The organism is Rhizobium vallis, assembly GCF_003985155.1.
Classification (GTDB): Bacteria; Pseudomonadota; Alphaproteobacteria; order Rhizobiales; family Rhizobiaceae; genus Rhizobium; species Rhizobium vallis.
In genome coordinates, this window is record NZ_ML133687.1 from 942,312 (window position 1) to 963,143 (window position 20,832).

Annotated in this window: 18 protein-coding genes and 1 pseudogene; 8 read left to right on the forward strand and 11 right to left on the reverse strand. The window is 61.0% G+C overall.

The window, feature by feature from the left end; translation table 11 throughout:
• Positions 1–228 precede the first annotated feature (228 nt).
• The 4 genes from moaD to EFQ99_RS09785 all read right to left on the reverse strand — a co-directional run bounded on the left by moaD (position 229) and on the right by EFQ99_RS09785 (position 3,987).
• Positions 229–483, reverse strand: a complete 255-nt coding sequence (moaD, locus tag EFQ99_RS09770; protein WP_025570203.1) for a molybdopterin converting factor subunit 1 — start codon at positions 481–483, stop codon at positions 229–231.
• A complete protein-coding gene (gene pgsA / locus EFQ99_RS09775) occupies positions 480–1,070 on the reverse strand; it encodes a CDP-diacylglycerol--glycerol-3-phosphate 3-phosphatidyltransferase (protein ID WP_126920817.1) in 591 nt (196 codons plus the stop codon). The genes moaD and pgsA overlap by 4 nt, the downstream gene beginning before the upstream one ends.
• Before the next feature lie 110 nt (positions 1,071–1,180).
• The gene (gene uvrC, locus EFQ99_RS09780; protein ID WP_126920818.1) at positions 1,181–3,223 is read right to left on the reverse strand and encodes an excinuclease ABC subunit UvrC; all 2,043 of its coding nucleotides are present in this window, start codon (positions 3,221–3,223) and stop codon (positions 1,181–1,183) included.
• On the reverse strand, positions 3,220–3,987 hold the full coding sequence (locus tag EFQ99_RS09785; RefSeq protein WP_126920819.1) for an SDR family oxidoreductase: 768 nt from the start codon (positions 3,985–3,987) through the stop codon (positions 3,220–3,222). Before EFQ99_RS09785 ends, uvrC begins: the two co-directional genes overlap by 4 nt.
• A 365-nt stretch (positions 3,988–4,352) precedes the next feature.
• Here EFQ99_RS09785 and EFQ99_RS09790 point away from each other — a divergent pair, with 365 nt between their 5' ends.
• Entirely contained in the window at positions 4,353–4,988 is a 636-nt protein-coding gene (locus tag EFQ99_RS09790; RefSeq protein WP_126920820.1) for an outer membrane protein, read from the forward strand.
• Between the two features lie 101 nt (positions 4,989–5,089).
• Here EFQ99_RS09790 and EFQ99_RS09795 read toward each other — a convergent pair whose 3' ends face one another.
• Positions 5,090–5,686 (reverse strand): glutathione S-transferase family protein, encoded by a 597-nt coding sequence (locus tag EFQ99_RS09795; protein WP_126920821.1) that lies wholly within the window; start codon positions 5,684–5,686, stop codon positions 5,090–5,092.
• Positions 5,687–5,847: 161 nt separating this feature from the next.
• Positions 5,848–6,717, reverse strand: coding sequence for a 23S rRNA (adenine(2030)-N(6))-methyltransferase RlmJ (locus EFQ99_RS09800; RefSeq protein ID WP_126920822.1), 870 nt, complete (start codon positions 6,715–6,717; stop codon positions 5,848–5,850).
• A 16-nt stretch (positions 6,718–6,733) separates the two neighbouring features.
• On the opposite strand from EFQ99_RS09800, the gene EFQ99_RS09805 reads away from it, so the two are divergent.
• Both EFQ99_RS09805 and EFQ99_RS09810 read left to right on the forward strand, forming a co-directional pair.
• Entirely contained in the window at positions 6,734–8,938 is a 2,205-nt protein-coding gene (locus EFQ99_RS09805; RefSeq protein ID WP_126920823.1) for a molybdopterin-containing oxidoreductase family protein, read from the forward strand.
• Entirely contained in the window at positions 8,935–9,525 is a 591-nt protein-coding gene (locus EFQ99_RS09810) for an NUDIX domain-containing protein (protein WP_126920824.1), read from the forward strand. The genes EFQ99_RS09805 and EFQ99_RS09810 overlap by 4 nt, the downstream gene beginning before the upstream one ends.
• A 67-nt stretch (positions 9,526–9,592) precedes the next feature.
• On the opposite strand, the gene EFQ99_RS09815 is transcribed toward EFQ99_RS09810, so the two are convergent.
• On the reverse strand, positions 9,593–10,891 hold the full coding sequence (locus tag EFQ99_RS09815; protein WP_126920825.1) for an FAD-dependent oxidoreductase: 1,299 nt from the start codon (positions 10,889–10,891) through the stop codon (positions 9,593–9,595).
• A gap of 4 nt (positions 10,892–10,895) precedes the next feature.
• On the reverse strand, positions 10,896–11,516 hold the full coding sequence (locus EFQ99_RS09820; RefSeq protein WP_281024223.1) for a PadR family transcriptional regulator: 621 nt from the start codon (positions 11,514–11,516) through the stop codon (positions 10,896–10,898).
• 235 nt (positions 11,517–11,751) lie between these two features.
• On the opposite strand from EFQ99_RS09820, the gene EFQ99_RS09825 reads away from it, so the two are divergent.
• Positions 11,752–12,921, forward strand: a complete 1,170-nt coding sequence (locus EFQ99_RS09825) for an alpha-D-ribose 1-methylphosphonate 5-triphosphate diphosphatase (RefSeq protein ID WP_126920826.1) — start codon at positions 11,752–11,754, stop codon at positions 12,919–12,921.
• Here EFQ99_RS09825 and purN read toward each other — a convergent pair.
• Complete coding sequence (gene purN, locus EFQ99_RS09830) at positions 12,918–13,589, reverse strand: phosphoribosylglycinamide formyltransferase (protein WP_126920827.1); 672 nt, start codon at positions 13,587–13,589, stop codon at positions 12,918–12,920. The genes EFQ99_RS09825 and purN overlap by 4 nt on opposite strands.
• Positions 13,586–14,659: a phosphoribosylformylglycinamidine cyclo-ligase gene (gene purM, locus EFQ99_RS09835; RefSeq protein WP_126920828.1), complete on the reverse strand. Its 1,074-nt coding sequence runs from the start codon at positions 14,657–14,659 to the stop codon at positions 13,586–13,588. The genes purN and purM overlap by 4 nt, the downstream gene beginning before the upstream one ends.
• 245 nt (positions 14,660–14,904) lie before the next feature.
• Here purM and EFQ99_RS09840 point away from each other — a divergent pair, with 245 nt between their 5' ends.
• The 4 genes from EFQ99_RS09840 to ppx all read left to right on the forward strand — a co-directional run bounded on the left by EFQ99_RS09840 (position 14,905) and on the right by ppx (position 20,537).
• Positions 14,905–16,029: an AI-2E family transporter gene (locus EFQ99_RS09840; RefSeq protein WP_126920829.1), complete on the forward strand. Its 1,125-nt coding sequence runs from the start codon at positions 14,905–14,907 to the stop codon at positions 16,027–16,029.
• Positions 16,022–16,735 carry a DnaA regulatory inactivator HdaA gene (hdaA, locus tag EFQ99_RS09845; RefSeq protein ID WP_126920830.1) on the forward strand — a complete coding sequence of 238 codons (714 nt, stop codon included), beginning with the start codon at positions 16,022–16,024 and terminating at the stop codon, positions 16,733–16,735. The genes EFQ99_RS09840 and hdaA overlap by 8 nt, the downstream gene beginning before the upstream one ends.
• Before the next feature lie 64 nt (positions 16,736–16,799).
• The gene (locus EFQ99_RS09850) at positions 16,800–19,004 is read left to right on the forward strand and encodes an RNA degradosome polyphosphate kinase (RefSeq protein WP_126920831.1); all 2,205 of its coding nucleotides are present in this window, start codon (positions 16,800–16,802) and stop codon (positions 19,002–19,004) included.
• A 12-nt stretch (positions 19,005–19,016) separates the two neighbouring features.
• Positions 19,017–20,537, forward strand: coding sequence for an exopolyphosphatase (ppx, locus tag EFQ99_RS09855; protein ID WP_126920832.1), 1,521 nt, complete (start codon positions 19,017–19,019; stop codon positions 20,535–20,537).
• A 188-nt stretch (positions 20,538–20,725) separates the two neighbouring features.
• On the opposite strand, the pseudogene EFQ99_RS09860 reads toward ppx, so the two are convergent.
• Positions 20,726–20,832: pseudogene (locus EFQ99_RS09860) on the reverse strand (IS110 family transposase); the annotation flags it as partial.

Below are 20,832 nucleotides of genomic sequence, written 5' to 3' on the forward strand. Positions count from 1 at the left end.
ATTTGGAAGGTCATCGCTAACCCCACGCTCCCTCATTCCTGTGCTTGTCACAGAAATCCAGCCACCGCGCGTCCGCGCGGTGAATGACACTTTCTTCCGACGATTGCTTCTTTCGCGCCCAAGGGCTTGGGCGGACTGGATTCCTGTGACAAGCACAGGAATGAGGGAGAGAAAGGAAGACGCAGTCCTATCCATTGTTAGTTTTCCCGAGCCTAAGCGGACCAGGCCTTATCCCCCCGTCATCGGCGGAAATATCCCGATCTCCCGTGCGGCGCCGATCGGCTCGTCATGCTCGACATGCTCCATGTCGAGCGCCACGCGGATCACCTCGGGATATTGAAGCGCCGTCTCATATTCTTCGCCCAGCGTCTTCAAATGATTCAGGAGATCGGCGACGGTGACGACGGAGGAGGGGAGGTCGATCTCCTCCTCGCCCTTGCCGATGCGCTCCCGCACCCATGCGAAATAGACAAGCCGGGTCATTCCTCGTCATCCACGATATGTTTCACCCCGGCGCGGAAATAGTCGTAGCCGGTATAGATGGTCAGCAGCGCCGCGATCCACAGCAGGGCAATGCCGGTCTGCGTCGTATAAGGGAAAATCTCGTCGCCGGCCGGGCCGGCAAGCAGGAAGGCGATGGCGACGAGCTGCAGTGTCGTCTTCCACTTGGCGATCCGCGTCACCGGCACGCTGACCTTCAGCGCCGCCAGATATTCGCGCAGTCCCGACACCAGGATTTCGCGGCAGAGAATGGTGATCGCCGCCCAGATCGACCAGCCGGCAATAGTCTGGTCGGCTGCGACAAGAAGAAGGATCGAGGCGACCAGCAGCTTGTCGGCGATCGGATCGAGCATGCGGCCGATATTCGAGGTCTGGTTCCAGATGCGCGCGAGATAGCCGTCGAGGAAATCGGTGATTGAGGCGATGATGAAGATCCACAGCGCCACCCAGCGCGCCGTATTGCTGATCGACAGCCTGCCCTCGACGAAGAAGCAGAGGACGATCATCGGCACGGCGAGGATACGGCCGTAGGTCAGTAGGTTGGGAATGCTGTACGCACGCGATGCCATGGGATCGTTCTCTGAATTGATGCGTGGGTAGATGACGGCTTTGGCTGCGGACCGTCAACATTCTTTCTGTCTTTTCACGGCCTTTGCGTGGAATTTACGACGGACGCCGGTTATTTCGCGGCGTCGTCGTGGAAATGGTTATAGACCTGCCTGGCGACCGCTTCCGATATGCCTTCCACTGTCATCAAATCGGAGAGGGCCGCCCGCGAAACCGCCTTCGCGGTACCGAAATGCTGGAGCAGGGCGCGTTTGCGCGACGGACCGATACCGCCGATTTCGTCGAGCGGGTTCTTAACCATTTCCTTCTTGCGCCGCGCCCGGTGCGAGCCGATCGCGAAACGGTGCGCCTCGTCGCGCATGCGCTGGATGAAATAGAGCACTGGATCGCGCGGCGGCAACGTGAAGCTCTCGCGTCCCGGCGGGAAGAAGCGCTCGCGCCCGGCATCACGGTCCACGCCCTTGGCGATACCGATCGCGGTCACGCTATCGGTGATGCCGAGTTCGGCGAGAATGGCGCGCACCGCCGTCATCTGCCCCTGTCCGCCATCGATGAGGATCACGTCGGGCCAGGCCGGGAAGGGCATGTCGGCCGCGTCGGCAGCAGCTGCCTGCGCCGTCCGGTCAGGAATGCCTTCCTCCTTGATCAGCCGCGAGAACCGCCGCGTCATGACTTCCTTCATCATGCCGAAGTCGTCGCCAGGGGTGATGTCGGTCGATTTGATGTTGAACTTGCGGTACTGGTTCTTCACGAAGCCTTCCGGCCCCGCCACCACCATGCCGCCGACGGCATTGGTGCCCATAATATGCGAGTTGTCATAGATCTCGATGCGCTGGGGCGCATAGGTAAGCCCGAACGTCTCCTTGAAACCTTCGAGCAGCCGCGACTGCGACGCCGTCTCGGCAAGCTTTCGCCCATGCGCCTCGCGCGCATTGCCGACGACGTGGTCGACCAGATCGCGCTTCTCTCCGCGCTGCGGCACGAGGATAGAAACCTTGTGGCCGGCCTTTTCGCCCAGAGCCGCCGCGAGAAGCTCCAACTCCTCGACCGTCTCCGACAGCATGATCTGCTTCGGCACCGGCTTGTCGTCGTAGAACTGCGCGAGGAAGGAATTCAGCACTTCGGCGCTCGAAAGCTGCGGATCGGCCTTCGGGAAATAGGCGCGGTTGCCCCAGTTCTGACCGGTGCGGAAGAAGAAGACCTGGATGCAGGAGACGCCGCCTTCGTGATGGATGGCGAAAACGTCAGCCTCCTCGACACCGGCCGGATTGATGCCCTGGTGGCTCTGCACGTGCGAAAGTGCGGCCAGGCGATCACGGTAGATCGCCGCCCGCTCGAAATCGAGGTCCTCTGCCGCCTGGTTCATGGCTTCGGCCATATGCGACTTCACCTTCTGGCTCTTACCGGACAGGAAGTCCTTCGCCTCCTGCACCAGTTCGCCGTAACCCTCGTCGCTGACCTCGTGCGTGCAAGGCCCGGAACAGCGCTTGATCTGGTAAAGCAGGCAAGGTCTCGTGCGCGTTTCGAAGACGCTGTCGGTGCAGGTGCGGATCAGGAAGGCGCGCTGCAACGAATTGATCGTCCGCCCGACCGCGCCGGCCGAGGCGAAAGGCCCGAAATAATCACCCTTCCGCGCCCTTGCGCCGCGATGCTTGAAAATCGCAGGCGCCCGGTGATCCCCGGTGATGAGGATATAGGGAAACGACTTGTCGTCCCGCAGCAGCACGTTAAAGCGCGGCCGCAAGCGCTTGATCAGATTCGCTTCCAGCAGCAGCGCTTCGGTTTCCGTGCGCGTTGTCACGAATTCCATGTTCGCCGTCTGGCGCACCATCTGGGCTATGCGGTTGGAATGCACGCGGCCGACGGCGTAGTTGCCCACACGCTTTTTCAAGCTGCGCGCCTTGCCGACATAGAGCACGTCGCCATCGGCATTGAACATGCGGTAGACGCCGGGGCTGTTCGGCAGCCGCTTGACGAATTCGCCGATCAGTTCGGCGCCGATCAGGCCGGTCTCGTTGAGGCTCCCAGCGTTCCAGTCGACCGCAGCCGCAATCGGGCTGACGGCGGAAACGTCGCCTTCCACCTCGATATCGTCTTCGCTCTCGTCCGTATCGTCGTAGAGAACGCCGCCATCCGGCAGCTTTCGTCCGTTCATTCCGTAATCTCCGCCACATCAGGCGTCTGCCAGGCAAGGTGCTGGCCGCCGTCGAGGGCAATCATCTGGCCGGTGATCGAGGGCGTGTCGAAGAGGAAGCGAATCGTCCGTCCGAACTCGCCGAATCCCGGCCCCGCCCTCATGATAAGCCCGTCGATCTGAGCCTGGAAGTCCTCTTCCGATTGCCGCGCGCTGCGCACCGTCGGGCCGGGGCCGATGGCGTTGACCCGCAGCTTCGGCGCAAAGGTCTGCGCCATCGTCTGCGTCGCCGTCCAGAGTGCCGCCTTTGAAAGCGTGTAGGAATAGAAGCCTGGATTGAGCGCCCAGACACGCTGGTCGATGATGTTGACGATCAGCCCGCTCGCGTCGTGAGGCAGCTGTCCGGCCAGTGCAGCGGCAAGTATGGAAGGCGCCCGTACGTGAATGTCGAAATGCTGCGCCCACGCTTCCGCATCGAAGCTGCGGGCTGAATCCTGGCGGAAGATCGAGGCGTTGTTGACGAGCAGATCGAGGGGGCCGATCGCCTCCGACGCTTTTTTGATAAGCTCGCTTGTTTCGCCGATATCGGTGAGGTCGGCCCGTATGGCGATCGCCCTATTTCCCTTTCGCCGCAATTCCGCCGCCACTTCTTCAGCTTCCCCGATGGAGCCGTTGGCGTGGATCGCGACGGAGAATCCATTTGCAGCAAGGTCTTCGGCGATTGCTCGGCCTATTCTTTTTGCGGCCCCTGTTATGAGGGCCGAGCGAAGTCCTTTGTGGTCCAAAATCTTGCTTTCTGATGCCGCGAGTCTGTCTGCAGACTATATAGGGGCGGGCGGAGATTATATAAATAGGCCGCGGCCGTTGCGTCTGTGAGCGAGATATTCTATGTATTATTTAAGAATGTGATTTCCTAAAATAAGTATTTTCAGTTTAACTCTTCAGTATGGTTAATGAAACGTATGTTGCCAACAAGCAACATCGAATTTCGGCCATGCGCCAGCCACAATGATATCACAATTTGGCTCTTTCAAATCCGCATTTCAGTTCCAATTTCAGTCTCGATCCGGAAGGGACATCTGGCAATTTTCCCGCCAATGCTTCGCTGAGAGACAGATGACAAGCGGCGCGGGACTGAAAGGAGAAAAGTATGCGTGTACTCATTGCTGGCCTCATGGCCTCCGCTTTTGCGATTGCGGGCGTTTCGGTAGCTCAGGCTGCAGACGCCGTCGACCAGGTTCCGGAAGCACCGGTTGCCCAGGACGCGCCGGTCAAGCCGGCTGGCAACTGGGAGGGCTTCTACCTTGGCGGCGCCGGCACCTACAACATGGGTAACTTTGGTTCCGACCGCCACACCTACGGTTTCGGCGGCCAGGTCTTCACCGGCTACAACTGGCAGCAGGGCCAGATCGTTTACGGTGTTGAATCGGACCTCGGCTACAGCGGCGACGACGTCTCCTCGGGCGGCGTTAAGAACAAGTACGGCTGGAACGGCTCCGTCCGTGGCCGCGTCGGCTACGACATGAACCCCTTCCTGCTTTACGGCACGGCTGGTCTTGCCCTGGGCAACGTCAAGGTTTCCGACGACACCTCGTCCGAAAGCAAGACGGCCTACGGCTATACGGTCGGCGCCGGTGTCGAAGCCTTCGTGACCAACAACATCACGACGCGCCTGGAATATCGCTATACCGACTACCAGAGCAAGGACTACAACCTCGACTCCGGCAGCTTCTCGCGCGGTTACGACGAGAACAGCGTCAAGCTCGGTATCGGCGTCAAGTTCTAAGCCGACTGAATATACAAATACAAAGAAGCCGGGCACGTCGCCCGGCTTTTTGCTGTCTGCTGCGGCGGATAGTGCTTCCTGAAAAGTGATTCTGGATTTGACTACGCGCTGGCTTTGAGCTCGCCGTGCGCAGGGAATTTCTTTTCGAATTGTGCCAGCCAGTCGATCAGCGGCGCATGATCGGCTTCCCACTGGCCTTTGAAGCGCAGGTCGAGATAGTCCAGCGTAGCGGCGAGTGCGAAATGTCCGCCGTTCAGTCTCTTGCCTGTTTTCGGCGGTTTGGCGCTGAGATGGGCGAGCCCGGCCGTCGCCTTCTTCCATTGCCGGTCTATCCAGGGCTGGTGAACCTTCTCCTCGTCGCGGAAGCGGCGCTCGTAGACGATCGCCAGCAGGCAGTCGCAAATGCCGTCGCAGAGCGCTTCGAGGACCTCCGCATCCGTGCGCTTGCCCTTCTTGGAAGGGTAGAGCCCGCCCTTCGTCAGCCGGTCGAAATAATGCATGATCGCCACGCTGTCGAAAATCGAGGCCCCGTCATCGGTCAGAAGCGTCGGGATCTTGCCGAGCGGATTGTTGTCCACGAGGATCGCCGGTCCGGTATTGGTATCGACCCGGATGGCATTCAACTCGAGATCGAGAAAATGCCCGGCCATCCGCACCTTGCTGGAATAGGGCGAGGCGGGTGAGCAGAGGAGCTTCATGGGACACCTGGGGGATTGGGGATTGCTGCAAGGACTATTCCCGAAGCTAGCGCATAACCCCTAAAATCGAAATCGATTTTCGGAAAGGATTGTGCGCATATTCAAAGTGCTACAGCGTCCTTTGCGCGTCTGACACGACGCGCGGCGCTGTCGCTGCCCGGTCAATCGTCCTTGACTGCCTTGTTCTCGCCGCGCAGCCAGAAGGCGCGGTGCGAGGCGAAACGGTCCTGCGCCAGATGATCCTTCAGCGCCGGCAGCATTTGGTGCAGCTCGTCTTTCAGCGTGAAGGGCGGGTTGACGATGACGAGGCCGGAGCCCGTCAGTCCCGTAATGCCGCGGTCGCTGCGTACAGTCAGTTCGGCGCAGAGCATCTTTGGGATGTCGAACGCCTGCAGCATTTCGTGGAATTCCTTGATCGGCGCGCCTTTCTTCAGCGGATACCACAGGCAATAGGTGCCGCCGGGAAAACGGCGATAGGCCTTTTCCAATCCCTTGGCCAGGCGCTCATATTCGTCCTCTTCCTCGAAGGGCGGATCGACGAGCACGATGCCGCGCTTCTCCTTCGGCGGCAGATGCGCGCCGAGCGCCAGCCAGCCGTCGAGCTCGGTGATGCGGGCGTGGTGATCGCCCTCGAACAGCCGGTGCAGTCGCACATAATCTTCCGGATGAAGTTCCATCGCCGACAGCCGGTCCTGCGGCCGGAACAGCATGCGGGCGAGCTTCGGCGATCCGGGATAAAAGCGGATGCCGCCCTCAGGATTGAGTTCGCGGATTGCTGAAAGGTAGGGCTCCAGCAATTCGGAAACCTGCGGCCCGAGTTCCGCCTCCATCAGCTTGCCGATGCCCTCGAGCCATTCGCCGGTTTTCTGCGCCTCTTCCGAGGAAAGGTCGTAGAGCCCGATGCCGGCATGCGTGTCGAGCATGCGGAATGCTCCGTCCTTCTTCTGCATGTAGCGGATCAGCCGCGCCAGCACGGCATGTTTCAGCACATCGGCAAAATTGCCCGCATGGTAGATATGGCGGTAGTTCATTTTCGCTGATGCCCGTATGAATTCGCGTTATCCGGAGTTTTTGTGGCTTTTGGCCGTAGATGCCTTGCAATATACAAAGGCCATGAACATTGCGACCCCCATCCACGCCAAATCCCCGAAGTCGGACACCAGGATCGGCCACACAGCCTGTCCGCATGACTGTCCCTCCACCTGCGCACTCGAGGTCGAGATCGCGGAGGATGGCCGCATCGGCCGCGTGCGCGGCGCCAACGATCATTCCTATACCTCGGGCGTCATCTGCGCCAAGGTTGCCCGCTATGCCGAGCGGCTCTACCATCCCGACCGCCTGATGCATCCCTTGCGCCGCGCCGGCGCCAAAGGGGCAGGGCAGTGGCAGCAGATATCCTGGGACGACGCGCTGGATGAGATCGCCGAAGCCTTCGTGAAGGCCGAGGCAAGGGATGGCAGCGAGGCCATCTGGCCCTATTTCTATGCCGGCACTATGGGTTGGGTGCAGCGCGATTCCATCGATCGCCTGCGTCATGCCAAGCGCTACTCCGGCTTTTTCTCGTCGATCTGCACCAACCCCGCCTGGACCGGCTTCACCATGGCGACCGGCGTGTTGCGCGGGCCCGATCCGCGCGAGATGGGTCGGACCGATTGCGTCGTCATCTGGGGCACCAATGCGGTCTCGACCCAGGTCAACGTGATGACCCACGCCATCAAGTCCCGCAAGGAGCGCGGCGCCAAGATCGTCGTCGTCGACATCTACGACAATCCGACGATGAAGCAGGCCGACATGGCGTTGATCGTCAGACCCGGCACCGACGCAGCCCTTGCCTGCGCGGTCATGCACATTGCTTTCCGCGACGGCTATGCCGATCGCGACTATATGGCTGGATATGCCGACGATCCCGGTGGTCTCGAAGCGCATCTGAAAACGAAGACGCCGCAATGGGCTGCTGCGATCACCGGTCTTTCGGTCGAAGAGATCGAAGCCTTCGCCCGCCTCGTCGGCACGACGAAGAAGACCTTCTTCCGTCTAGGCTACGGTTTCACCCGCCAGCGCAACGGCGCGGTCGCCATGCACGCGGCGGCCTCGATCGCCACCGTCCTCGGTTCCTGGCAATATGAGGGCGGCGGCGCCTTCCATTCGAACAGCGATATCTTCCGCATGAACAATGCGGAACTGACCGGCCGTCCGATGAAGGATGCCGATATCCGCATGCTCGATCAGTCGCAGATCGGCCGGGTGTTGACCGGCGATCCTGTGGCGCTGCGCCATCGTGGCCCGGTGACGGCGATGCTGATCCAGAACACCAATCCCGCCAACATCGCTCCCGAGCAGCGCCTTGTTAAGCGTGGTTTCGCCCGCGACGATCTGTTCGTCGCCGTCCACGAGCAATTCATGACCGAGACGGCCGATATCGCCGATATCGTCATTCCCGCGACGATGTTCGTCGAGCACGACGACATCTATCGCGCCGGCGGCCAGAACCATATCCTGCTCGGGCCGAAGCTCGTGGAGCCGCCGCCAACCGTGCGCACCAATCTTTTCGTCATCGAGGAACTGGCAAAACGCCTCGGCGTCGCCGATCGCCCCGGCTTCGGCTTCACCGCCCGCGAGATGATCGACCGCGTCTTGAAGTCGAGCGATCTGCCGGATTATGACCATTTCCTCGAACACAAATGGTTCGACCGCCAGCCGGCTTTCGAGGACGCCCATTTCCTGAACGGCTTTGCCCATCCCGACGGCAAGTTCCACTTCCGCCCGGACTGGATCAACCAACCGGCGCCGAACAAGCCGCCGGCTGCCGTCGGGTTGCTCGGGCCGCATGCCGAGCTGCCGGCCTTTCCCGATCAGGTCGACGTCATCGAAGTCGCCGATCCCGAGCATCCGTTCCGTCTCGCAACGTCGCCCGCCCGCAACTTCCTGAATTCGAGCTTTTCCGAGACCAAGACCTCTCGTCAGAAGGAGGGGCGCCCCGAAGTGATGATCAATCCTGTTGATGCCGAAGCCAACGGCATCGCCCATGGCGATCTCGTCCGCATCGGCAATAGCCGCGGCGATCTGCGCATCCATGCCCGCGTCACCAATGAGGTAAAGCCCGGCGTGCTGATTGCCGAGGGGCTCTGGCCGAACAAGGCGCATGTCGACGGTGAGGGCATCAACGTGCTGACCGGCGCCGATCCGGTCGCGCCCTATGGCGGGGCGGCCGTACACGACAACAAGGTCTGGCTTCGCAGGGACACAGCATGATGCAGCCGAAATCACGGGTGAAGATCGTCAGCGAGGAAACGCTGTCGAATGGGTGGACGCGCCTGAGCAGCTATTTGCTCGACTACATCGACCGCAAGGGGGCGACCCAGCGGTTGAAGCGGGAGATCTACCACCGCACCCCTGCCGCCTGCATCCTGCTCTATGATCCCAAGCGCGACCTCGTCGTTCTCGTCCGCCAGTTCCGTCTCGCCGTTCATCTCAACGGCGATCCCGCGTGGATGATCGAGGTGCCCGCCGGCCTTCTCGACGACGATCATCCCGAGGCGGCCATCCGCCGCGAGGCGATGGAGGAGACCGGTTATCGCCTGCGCGACGCGCGCTTCCTCTTCAAAACCTATACGACCCCGGGCGCCGTCACCGAAGTCATCCATTTCTTCGCGGCCTTAATCGATACCGCCGATCGCGTCGCCGAAGGCGGCGGTCTGGACGAGGAACACGAGGATATCGAAGTCCTCGAAATCCCGCTCGACGAGGCCTCCCGGATGATCGAAACCGGCGAAATCTTCGACGTCAAGACGATTGTGCTGCTGCAATGGGCGCTGTTGAACAAGAGCAAACTTCAATAGCGGGTAAGGCGATCGAGACCTGTGGTCCAGTTGCCTCCCGGGCGGATCGACTTGATCCGCGACCGGTTTAGTTTTCCCCGCGAACGCGCATCATCTGCCGAAAGGCGCGCCGCTTTAGTGCAGGTATTGCGTTGATGGTGCGCATGGCGCCGCGCGTCACAGCGAGCTGAACTCGACCGACAACAGGCCGATGGGCGAGATCGCTGGCATCCATCTGCCTTTTCGATTCCTGGACTGCTTCGGCGCTATAGCGAAGCATCTCGACTTCATAGGCATGAATGGCTTCGATGATCGGCCTTCGTCCTTGCTCCGCTTCAACAAGCATGCGTCCAAGCAGAGCGGCATCGCGAAGCGCGGTATTGGCGCCCGCGCCTCGTCCGGGTGTCATCGTATGGACGGCGTCACCGAGCAGAGTGACATTCGAACTCGTCCAGGGTTTCAGCGGGACGGAGGTCCTCATCTTGACGTCGTGGATCGTCGAGGGCTCCGTCGCACGAATGAGTGCGCGCAGATGCGGGTGCCAGTCGCGGGTGATCTCCAGGCCAAGCTCTCGCAATTGTTCGCCGCTGAGGCCGGACGGGTCGCGCGGGAAATTCTGCCGCGCGCCCCATATGCCCCAACCGATGCTGTCCTCGTCGAGTGCTTCGACGAAATCCGGCCATCGGGCAGCAAAACCGGGGTCGCTTCTGGTCTCAGTGAACTCGAGCGAGTGAATGATTGCGCCGAAGCCCATCGGCGCCATGATCAGCGACATGCCTTGGAACATTTTGTCCGACAGCAGCGCTTTCGTCTCGACCGTTATCGGAATTTTGCCTCCGAGCGACACCATCCCCGTGTCTTCCAGACGCGCATCAGGCAGACGTTGCCTGCGTACGGTCGAACTCGTGCCGTCTGCGCCGACCAGCACATCGCCTGTCGCGAGGCTTCCATCCTGAAAGCAGGCGGTGACCGACCCGTCGTCATTGGTTGTGTAACTTTGAAGCGCCTTCCCGAAGAAGACGTCGTCCTCCAGTCCCCTGAGCAGAACCCGCCTCAGCGTCTTTCGAATGACGTTCCTTTCACCGTCGAGCGCGTTCGGGCCTGCATCATCGATATCGAAGCTCAGCACTTCGCCTAGCTGTTCAGTGAGCATGTTGAAATAACGCGGCGACCTGGCGCAGGTGGCGACATAGAGATCGTAGAGCTCGCCGGGGATACAGGCTTTCAGCGCTCGGCTTCCAGCCGGGCTGATGCCGACGCGATAACCACCGGTGTTGGCGTTCGGCGCGAGGTCGCGCTCATAGACGGCAATGCCAACGCCGGCCTGTTTGAGCAGATGAGCGAGCGCCAAACCGCCAGTCCCGGCGCCGATAATCAAAACCTTCATGGTATTAGCCCTGGTCGAGTTTGGGGTCGGTGGAGAATTTCGCGGCGATCTGCCTCAGCCACTCCTCTGTCCAGGTGATGCGCTGGGCGCTGAGGTCCTCGACAATGCTGCTCACCCAGGACAATTCGGTTGCGTGAAGCGCCCGGAGATATTCCATCTCGAGAAGGAAGAGCCTCGGAACGGCCTGCGCTTCCTGCAGAGCTTTGTCGATGCGGCGAAGCTCCGACTCGATGGCTTTTGCTCTGAGTTCAAGCTGGCTCGCCACATCATCAGGAGTAAGCAGAGGAAGAAACGACATGGCTGCGGGGAATTCCGGATATTCCCGCGTCGGCGTCGACAATATCGCCCGCATCCATTCCAACGCGACGCCGCGGCCCTTCTCCGTAATCTCGTATACGGTCCGCTCGGGACGCTTGTCATCCCGGACTGTTTTTTGCGGCGTGATCAAACCCTCGCGTTCGAGGCGCTGGATTGTTTGATAAAGGCTCGCCCTCTGCGTGACATTGATCACCTCATCCTTGCCGCGCTCCTTGATGAGCCGTTGCATTCGGTAGGGATGCATCGGCTCTTCCATGAGCATTGCAAGGACGGCGAGTGCGATTGGAGAACGTTTGATGGTTGTCATAGTTATATGAATACTAGTTAGTTTATGACTATTCAATGGCTACCCAAAAGCTGCTGGCTCAATGGTCAGTGCAAGACTGGATCGATGACCGTGAATCTGTCACTTGCCAATCCGGCCGTTTCCAAAGCGCAAGTTTCCGCATTAAGGTAATAGCGCTCAAAATTTCATACGACTGTCACGAAGCGGTTCTATCCGCTGCGGTTTGAAATCACCGAATACGGCCAGGAGAAAGCCCATGTGGCTCAGCAATTTCACCCTCGTTCTCCCAAACGAGGTGGTGAGCGAAGGTTCCGTGCGTGTCGAGGATGGCGCCATCGCCGAGATCAAAGCGGAGCCGGTTGCCGGTGCTGCCATCGATGGTGGCGGGCGGCTGCTGATGCCTGGTTTCGTCGACCTGCACGGCGACATGATCGAGCGCGAGATTGCGCCGCGGCCGAATGCGCATATGCCGATCGATTTCGGTATACACGAACTTGACAAGAAGCTTGCCGCCGCCGGTGTTACGACGGCGTTTGCCGCCGTCTCCTTCGCGACCGAAAGCGTCTACGGCCACGTCCGCTCGCTGGAGACGACGTCGGCAGTGATCGAAGGTATCAACCGCCTGCGCGATGACCTCCTCATCGATCACCGTGTTCATGCCCGCTATGAAATCACCAATGTGGGTGCCGCCCCCGCGCTCGAGCGCCTGCTGAATGCCGACCAGATCGACATGGTCTCGCTGACCGACCACACGCCTGGCCAGGGCCAGTACAACAACCTGCCAAGCTACATCCTCAGCATTTCCGAGCGTCGCGCCATCTCCGAGGAAATGGCGGCCGAGATCGTCGCCAAGCGCATCGCCATGCGCAACAATCCCGAGATCGAGGCCAAGCTGAAGGAGATTGTCGCGCTGTCGCTGAAGCACAAGCTGTCGCTTGCCTCGCATGATGATGACAGCGTCGAAAAAGTCGCCGAAATGCATGATCTCGGCGTCACCATCAGCGAGTTTCCGGTCACCGCACCTGCGGCCGAAGAGGCGCGCCGCCGCGGCCTCTGGACGTTGATGGGCGCGCCGAACGCCCTGCGCGGCCAGTCGATGTCGGGCAATCTCAGCGCCCTCGATGCCGCAAAAGCCGGGCTACTCAGCGTCATCGCCGCCGATTATCATCCTGCGGCTTTCGTGCCCGGGATTTTCAAGCTCGCTGACATGGTGGAAGGCGGCCTGCCGGCCGCCGTCGCCATGGCGACGGGCAATGCCGCCCGTTCCGCCGGCCTGCTGGACCGCGGCGAGATCGCCATCGGGCAGCGCGCCGATCTGGTCGCGGTCGAGCCGGGCGACATCAATCGCATCCGCGCCACCTTCCGCGCCGGCCGTTTCGTCTACAGCGACGGCACGCTGCATCCGTTGCGGGCGCTGGCGGCCTAAGCGCGGTCGCCGATCATCGAGATGAGCTGAGCCTTCGGTGCGACAATCGAGGTCTCCACGCCTACAGTCTTGCCGCCTTCCATCGTCACGCGGCCTTCGGCAAAGAGCCGCAACGCTTGCGGATAGATCTGGTGCTCGACGGTGAGCACGCGCGCGGCAAGGCTTTCGGCCGTGTCACCTGTGAGAAGCGGCACGGCCGCTTGGCCGATCACCGGCCCCTCATCCATGCCTTCGGTGACGAAATGCACCGTGCAGCCGGCGATGCGCATGCCGGCGTCGATGGCGCGCTGATGCGTGTGCAGGCCCGGAAACAACGGCAGCAGGGAAGGGTGGATATTGAGCATACGGCCTTCGTAACGCTGGATGAAGGTCGCCGTCAGCAGCCGCATATAGCCCGCCAGGCAAAGGATGTCGGGAGAAAGCGTATCGAGCGCCGCAAAGATTGCCGCCTCATGCGCCTCCTTGCTGGCATAGTCCTTGCGGGGGAAGGCGAAGGTGGCGATGCCTTCGGCCGCTGCCTTGGCGAGCCCGCCGGCATCCGCCTTGTCGGAGATCACGCCGACGATTTCGGCCGGAAAGTCCGCCGGCTTGGCCGCTGCGACCAGCGCCATCATGTTGGAGCCGCCACCTGATATGAAGACGACGACGCGTTTGCGCGGCGTGCTCATATGGCAAGCGTACCCTTGTAAACAGTGCCGGCAGCGCCTTCGTCACGGGCAATCATGCGGCCGAGCGTGACGACTTTTTCGCCCTCGGCTTCAAGCGCCTTCGATACAGCGGCGACATTCTCTTCAGCGACGACGACGATCATGCCGATGCCGCAGTTGAAGGTGCGCAGCATTTCCTTGGCCTCGACGCCGCCCGTCTTGGCGAGCCACGAGAAGACCTGCGGCACCTTGACGGCCGCAAGATCGATCTCGGCGGCCAGATGTTTCGGCAGCACGCGCGGAATATTCTCCGGGAAGCCGCCGCCGGTGATATGGGCAAGCGCCTTCAGCGCACTCGTCTCGCGGATCGCCTTCAGAAGCGGCTTCACATAGATGCGGGTCGGCTCGAGCAGCGCTTCGCCGAGCTTCTTGCCTTCAGCGAACGGCGCCGGCGCATCCCAGCCGAGGCCGGAGAGCGAAACAATCTTGCGCACCAGCGAGAAGCCGTTGGAATGAACGCCGGAGGAGGCGAGGCCGAGGATCACGTCGCCCTCGGCGATATCGCCTGAAGGCAGCAGCTTGCCGCGTTCGGCAGCACCGACGGCAAAGCCGGCGAGATCGTAATCGCCGGAGGAATACATGCCGGGCATTTCAGCCGTCTCGCCGCCGATCAGCGCGCAGCCCGCCTCACGGCAGCCGGCGGCGATGCCGCCGACGATCGCCGCACCCTGGTCGGGATCGAGCTTGCCGGTCGCGAAATAATCGAGAAAGAACAGCGGCTCGGCGCCCTGGACCACGAGATCGTTGACGCACATGGCGACGAGGTCGATGCCGACAGTGTCGTGGTAATCCGCATCGATCGCGATCTTCAGCTTGGTGCCGACGCCGTCATTGGCGGCGACGAGAACCGGATCGGTAAAGCCTGCGGCCTTGAGGTCGAAGAGGCCACCGAAGCCGCCGATCTCGCCGTCGGCGCCGGGGCGGCGGGTCGAGCGCACCGCGGGCTTGATCTTCTCGACGAGGAGGTTGCCGGCATCGATGTCGACGCCTGCATCGCTATATGTCAGGCCGTTTTTCCCAGACTGGCTCATGCTGGTCTCCGATGGCTATTTTCAGGCGGCTAACATGCCGCGTCATCTGCCGGTCGCAATTGCATGACAGGGCCGTTTATGCAAGCGCTGCATGGGAAAAGCCCCCAATTTCCCGCGCCTTCCCGCAGCCTTTTCGGGATTTGGCGCAACAGGGTTGACCATCTTTACGCCTGCATCCTATGTGCTGATGGCCGCGTCGGATCGGATGCGGCATTCAGCGACGGCGAGCGATCAGCGGGGAAGCGATGCCACAGCATGTCAGCGGCAACAGTCTCAAGCGCCAGATCTTCTTCTGGCTGGCCGTGCTCGTCTTCTTCATCGCCTTCCTCTATGTCTTTAGCTCGATCCTGCTGCCTTTCATCGCCGGCATGGCGATCGCCTATTTCCTGGATCCGGTGGCCGACCGGCTGGAGCGTCTCGGCCTGAGCCGCATGATGGCGACGGTCGGCATCCTCGTTGCCTTCGTCATCGTCTTCGCCTTGGCGTTGATGATCCTCATTCCCGTGCTTATCAGCCAGTTCAACGATTTCGCCGGGCGGCTGCCGGGTTATATCAGTCAGCTGCAGGAGTTCATCACTCAGACGCAGAATTCGCTGCTGCCGGACTGGGTCAAGAGCCAGGCCGGCACGATCAAGGACAATCTCTCGGGCATTCTCTCCGAAGGTATGGGCTTCCTCACTGGGCTCTTCGCGCAGATCTGGAATTCCGGCAAGGCGATCGTCGACGTCATATCGCTGCTCGTCGTCACCCCCGTCGTCGCATTTTATATCCTGCTCGATTGGGACCGCATGGTCTCCAAGGTCGATCAATGGATCCCCCGCGACTATGTCGGCGATGTCCGCCAGATCGCCAAGGAGATCGACCAGGCAATTGCCGGCTTCATCCGCGGCCAGGGTTCTCTCTGCCTCATCCTCGGCATCTATTATGCCGCCGGCCTCTCGCTCGTCGGACTGAATTTCGGCCTGCTGATCGGCCTCTTCGCCGGCATGATCAGTTTCATTCCCTATGTCGGCTCGATGGTTGGCCTCGTCCTCGCCATCGGCGTGGCGATCGTGCAGTTCTGGCCGGATTATCCCTGGATCGGCCTGGTGCTGGCCGTCTTCTTCAGCGGCCAGTTCCTGGAAGGCAATATCCTGCAGCCGAAGCTCGTCGGCGAAAGCGTCGGCCTGCATCCGGTCTGGCTGATGTTTGCGCTCTTTGCCTTCGGCGCGCTTTTCGGTTTCGTCGGTCTTCTGGTCGCCGTGCCGGCTGCCGCCGCCGTTGGCGTGCTTGTTCGCTTCGCGCTTTCACGCTACCTTCAGAGCGATCTTTATTTTGGCGTCTCGCCCAGTGGCCGCGCCCGGAAGACGAAATCAGTTCCCAATGAATGACGTGAAGAACGCTGATCCGAAGCGCAGGGCCGGAGAACAGTTGTCGCTGCTGTTTTCGCACGATGCCGCAAGCGGACGTGACGATCTCCTGATCTCGGAGCGTCTTGCGGCTGCCGTTTCGATCGTCGATGCCTGGCCGGAATGGCCATCGCCGGTCGTCGTGCTCGCCGGCCCCGTCGGCTCGGGAAAATCCCATCTCGCCCGTATCTGGAGCGAATTGAGCGGCGCCGTCAGCATCCATCCGGAGCTCGGCTCGGACGCAGCGGTTGCCGCTGCCGCCGGCCCGGTGCTGTTCGAGGACGCCGATCGCCTCGGCTTCGACGACAATGCGCTCTTCCACGTCATCAACAGCGTCCGCGAAAACGGCACCAGCCTGCTGATAACAAGCCGTCTTTGGCCGATGTCGTGGCCGGTTCTACTGCCCGATCTGCGTTCGCGTCTGAAGGCCGCCACCGTCGTCGAGATCGGCGAGCCCGACGAGGCGCTCTTGTCGCAGGTGATCGTCAAGCTCTTCGCCGACCGGCAGCTTTATATAGATGACAAACTCGTGCTCTATATCGTTAACCGCATGGAGCGGTCGCTGAACGCGGCCCAGACGATCGTCGAAAGGCTTGACCGGCTGGCCCTGTCGCGGGGCACGAAAATCACCCGGTCACTTGCTGCCGAAGTATTGAATGAATTGGGAAATTCGGAACCGGCCGATTGACTGTCACAGTTCCGTCGTGAAACTGATATAATTGCCGTCGCGATTGAAACGGGGTAAGCGGACCATGGATAGTGCAGTCGCAGAACATCAGGAACTCACCCCGGAAATCAACGACAACACCCCTCCGCTGGAAGAGCTGCTCAAGAGCCCCGAGCGTTTCATCAACCGAGAATTTTCCTGGCTGCAGTTCAACCGTCGCGTCCTGGAAGAGACTTTGAATACCGAGCATCCGCTGCTCGAGCGCGTCCGCTTCCTGTCGATCTCGGCCGCCAACCTCGATGAATTCTTCATGGTGCGTGTTGCCGGCCTCGAGGGCCAGGTGCGCCAGAATATCGCCATCCGCAGCCCAGACGGCAAGACGCCGGCCGAACAGCTCGACTCGATCCTGCAGGAGATCGACCATCTGCAGATGGAGCAGCAGGCCTCACTCGCCGTGCTGCAGCAGTATCTCGCCAAGGAAGACATTCTGATTGTGCGCCCCGGCGCTTTGAGCGATGCCGATCGCCAATGGCTTGCCGCCGAATTCGAACAGGCGATCTTCCCCGTGTTGACGCCGTTGTCGATCGATCCGGCTCACCCGTTCCCCTTCATTCCCAATCTCGGTTTCTCGATCGGCCTGCAGCTCGTCAGCAAGAGCGGCCGCGAGCCGATGACGGCGCTGCTGCGCTTGCCGCCGGCCCTCGACCGCTTCGTCCGCCTGCCGGATGAGGGGACCACGATCCGCTACATCACCTTGGAAGATGTCGCCAACATCTTCATCCACCGGCTTTACCCGGGTTATGAGGTGCAGGGCTCTGGTACCTTCCGTGTCATCCGCGACAGCGATATCGAAGTCGAGGAAGAGGCCGAAGATCTGGTCCGCTTCTTCGAAACGGCGTTGAAGCGCCGCCGCCGCGGTAAGGTAATCCGCATTGAGACCGACTCGGAAATGCCGGCCTCGCTGCGCCAGTTCGTCGTCCAGGCGCTCAGCATTCCCGACAATCGCGTCGCCGTTCTGCCGGGCCTTCTGGCGCTGAACACCCTCTCCGAGATCACCAAGGCGCCGCGCGACGATCTCAGGTTTCTCCCCTATAATGCGCGATTTCCCGAGCGCGTCCGCGAACATGCCGGCGATTGCTTCGCCGCAATCCGCGAAAAGGACATGGTCGTCCATCACCCCTACGAATCCTTCGACGTGGTGGTCCAGTTTCTTCTCCAAGCTGCGCGCGATCCTGATGTCCTGGCGATAAAGCAGACGCTTTACCGCACCTCTAACGACAGCCCGATCGTCCGCGCGCTGATCGATGCCGCCGAAGCCGGCAAGTCGGTGACGGCGCTGGTCGAGCTCAAGGCCCGTTTTGACGAAGAGGCGAATATCCGCTGGGCGCGTGATCTCGAGCGCGCCGGCGTGCAGGTCGTCTTCGGTTTCATCGAACTCAAGACCCACGCAAAGATGTCGATGGTCGTCCGCCGCGAGGAGGGCAAGCTCAGAACCTATTGCCACTTGGGAACGGGCAATTACCACCCGATCACCGCGAAGATCTATACCGACCTGTCCTATTTCACCTGCAATCCCGTCATCGCGCATGACATGGCGAATATCTTCAATTTCATCACCGGTTACGGCGAGCCGGAACAGGGCATGCAGCTTGCAATCTCGCCCTATACGATGCGCCCGCGCATCCTGCGCCACATCGAAGAAGAGATCCAGCATGCCAGGAACGGCGCCCCGGCCGCGATCTGGATGAAGATGAACTCGCTCGTCGATCCCGACATCATCGACGCGCTCTATCGCGCCAGCCATGCCGGCGTCGAGATTGACCTCGTCGTGCGCGGCATCTGCTGCCTGCGCCCGCAGGTGCCCGGCCTCTCGGAAAAGATCCGCGTCAAGTCGATCGTCGGACGCTTCCTCGAGCACAGCCGCATCTTCTGCTTCGGCAACGGCCATGGCCTGCCGTCCGACAAGGCGCTGGTTTACATCGGTTCTGCCGACATGATGCCGAGAAACCTCGATCGTCGCGTCGAAACCATGGTTCCGCTCACGAATCCGACTGTTCATGAGCAGGTCTTGTCACAGATTATGCTCGGCAACGTGATTGACAATCAACAAAGCTACGAGATATTGCCCGACGGTACGTCGCGACGCATGGAAGTGCGCAGGGGCGAGGAACCGTTCAATGCGCAGCAGTATTTCATGACCAATCCGAGCCTCTCAGGCCGTGGTGAAGCCCTGAAGTCCAGTGCGCCGAAGCTGATCGCCGGCCTGCTCGAAGGCCGCAACAACAAGTAAAACTGGACATAAATGGTTGAATCAGAAGCCCAGGGGCGCCTTCCGGGGATCGCCCCGGTCTCCGTGGTCGACATTGGATCGAATTCCATTCGTCTGGTCGTCTACGAAGGCTTGTCCCGTTCGCCCACCATCCTCTTCAACGAAAAGGTCCTTTGCGGCCTCGGCAAGGGCATAGCCCTCACCGGTAAGATGGATGAGGAGAGCGTCGGCCGGGCTCTGGCTGCGTTGCATCGTTTCAAGGCTCTGTCCGATCAGGCGCGCGCTTCGACCATGTATGTTCTGGCGACGGCGGCCGCGCGCGAGGCGAGCAACGGTCCTGATTTTATTCATCAGGCCGAGACGATCCTGCAGCGCCATGTCCGCGTGCTGTCAGGCGAGGAGGAAGCGAAATTCGCCTCGCTCGGCATCATCAGCGGCTTCTTCAATCCCGATGGGATTGCCGGCGACCTCGGCGGCGGTTCGCTTGAACTGATCGACATCAAGGGCAAGGAGGTCGGCAAGGGCATTACCCTGCCGCTCGGCGGACTGCGCCTGTCGGAATATGCCGGCGGTTCGCTTTCCAAGGCCAGAACCTTTGCCCGCAAGCAGGTGAAAACCGCAAAATTGCTGGCGAAAGGCGAGGGGCGCACTTTCTACGCCGTCGGCGGCACCTGGCGAAATATCGCCAAGCTGCATATGGAGATCACCAATTATCCGCTGCATATGATGCAGGGTTATGAAGTGTCGCTCGAAGCAATCATGCTGTTTCTCGAACAGGTGGCGACCGCGCGCGATTCCAAGGAGCCGGCGCTGCTGGCCGTTTCCAAACACCGCCGTTCGCTGCTGCCTTTCGGCGCCGTCGCCATGAAAGAAGTGCTGAGCGCGATGAAGCCGTCGGTGATTTCCTTCTCTGCGCAGGGTGTGCGCGAGGGCTATCTTTATTCGCTGCTGTCGGAGTCCGAACGCCGCCTCGATCCGCTGCTTGCAGCCGCCGGCGAACTGGCGATTCTGCGTGCCCGTTCACCGGAGCATGCCCGTGAACTGGCGGAATGGACCGGCCGCATGATGCCACTGTTCGGCGTTCAGGAAACCGAAGAGGAGAGCCGCTATCGCCAGGCTGCCTGTCTGCTGGCCGATATCAGTTGGCGCGCCCATCCCGACTATCGCGGCCTGCAGGCGCTGAACGTCATCGCCCACTCCTCCTTTGTCGGCATCAGCCATCCAGGCCGCGCCTTCATCGCGCTCACCAATTATTACCGTTTCGAGGGTCTGCACGACGACGGCGCCACCGGCCCACTGGCGCAGATCGCCACGGCCCCGCTGATCGACCGGGCCAAGCTGCTCGGCGGCATGCTGCGTGTCGTCTATCTCTTTTCAGCGTCGATGCCCGGGATCGTCAGAAACCTGACCTTCCGCAAATCGTCTAACCCGGATTTCGACCTCGAATTCGTCGTGCCCCCGGAGTACCGCGACTTTGCCGGCGAACGCCTGGACGGCCGCCTGCAGCAGCTGTCGAAGCTTACGAACAAGCGGCTGGCGTTTCGGTTCGAGTAGGGTAGGCATCTTTACGGCGGGATATTTTGAGCGCGCCGTCCCGCCGCCCTTCCTCATTCCTGTGCTCGTCACAGGAATCGAGCCACCGCGCGTCCGCGCGGAGAATGACAGAAGAGTCTCTCGCGCCCAAGGACTTGGGCGCACTGGATTCCTGTGACGAGCACAGGAATGAGCGACTATCTGGTGTGTCAAGTTGCATATTGGAATTCCCTTCGCGCGTCTCGTGCTTTTGCGTTGAGAATGACGAGGAGCTTTCTGGCGAGGGCAATGCGGATGACCATTTTCGGCTTGCCTG

What these genes read in the sequence shown, in the direction of transcription:
- moaD (WP_025570203.1), bottom strand. Translation starts at nt 483, where the DNA reads ATGACCCGGCTTGTCTATTTCGCATGGGTGCGGGAGCGCATCGGCAAG.
- pgsA (WP_126920817.1), bottom strand. Translation starts at nt 1,070, where the DNA reads ATGGCATCGCGTGCGTACAGCATTCCCAACCTACTGACCTACGGCCGT.
- uvrC (WP_126920818.1), bottom strand. Translation starts at nt 3,223, where the DNA reads ATGAACGGACGAAAGCTGCCGGATGGCGGCGTTCTCTACGACGATACG.
- EFQ99_RS09790 (WP_126920820.1), top strand. Translation starts at nt 4,353, where the DNA reads ATGCGTGTACTCATTGCTGGCCTCATGGCCTCCGCTTTTGCGATTGCG.
- EFQ99_RS09795 (WP_126920821.1), bottom strand. Translation starts at nt 5,686, where the DNA reads ATGAAGCTCCTCTGCTCACCCGCCTCGCCCTATTCCAGCAAGGTGCGG.
- EFQ99_RS09800 (WP_126920822.1), bottom strand. Translation starts at nt 6,717, where the DNA reads ATGAACTACCGCCATATCTACCATGCGGGCAATTTTGCCGATGTGCTG.
- EFQ99_RS09805 (WP_126920823.1), top strand. Translation starts at nt 6,734, where the DNA reads ATGAATTCGCGTTATCCGGAGTTTTTGTGGCTTTTGGCCGTAGATGCC.
- EFQ99_RS09810 (WP_126920824.1), top strand. Translation starts at nt 8,935, where the DNA reads ATGATGCAGCCGAAATCACGGGTGAAGATCGTCAGCGAGGAAACGCTG.
- EFQ99_RS09815 (WP_126920825.1), bottom strand. Translation starts at nt 10,891, where the DNA reads ATGAAGGTTTTGATTATCGGCGCCGGGACTGGCGGTTTGGCGCTCGCT.
- EFQ99_RS09820 (WP_281024223.1), bottom strand. Translation starts at nt 11,516, where the DNA reads ATGACAACCATCAAACGTTCTCCAATCGCACTCGCCGTCCTTGCAATG.
- EFQ99_RS09825 (WP_126920826.1), top strand. Translation starts at nt 11,752, where the DNA reads ATGTGGCTCAGCAATTTCACCCTCGTTCTCCCAAACGAGGTGGTGAGC.
- purN (WP_126920827.1), bottom strand. Translation starts at nt 13,589, where the DNA reads ATGAGCACGCCGCGCAAACGCGTCGTCGTCTTCATATCAGGTGGCGGC.
- purM (WP_126920828.1), bottom strand. Translation starts at nt 14,659, where the DNA reads ATGAGCCAGTCTGGGAAAAACGGCCTGACATATAGCGATGCAGGCGTC.
- EFQ99_RS09840 (WP_126920829.1), top strand. Translation starts at nt 14,905, where the DNA reads ATGCCACAGCATGTCAGCGGCAACAGTCTCAAGCGCCAGATCTTCTTC.
- hdaA (WP_126920830.1), top strand. Translation starts at nt 16,022, where the DNA reads ATGAATGACGTGAAGAACGCTGATCCGAAGCGCAGGGCCGGAGAACAG.
- EFQ99_RS09850 (WP_126920831.1), top strand. Translation starts at nt 16,800, where the DNA reads ATGGATAGTGCAGTCGCAGAACATCAGGAACTCACCCCGGAAATCAAC.
- ppx (WP_126920832.1), top strand. Translation starts at nt 19,017, where the DNA reads ATGGTTGAATCAGAAGCCCAGGGGCGCCTTCCGGGGATCGCCCCGGTC.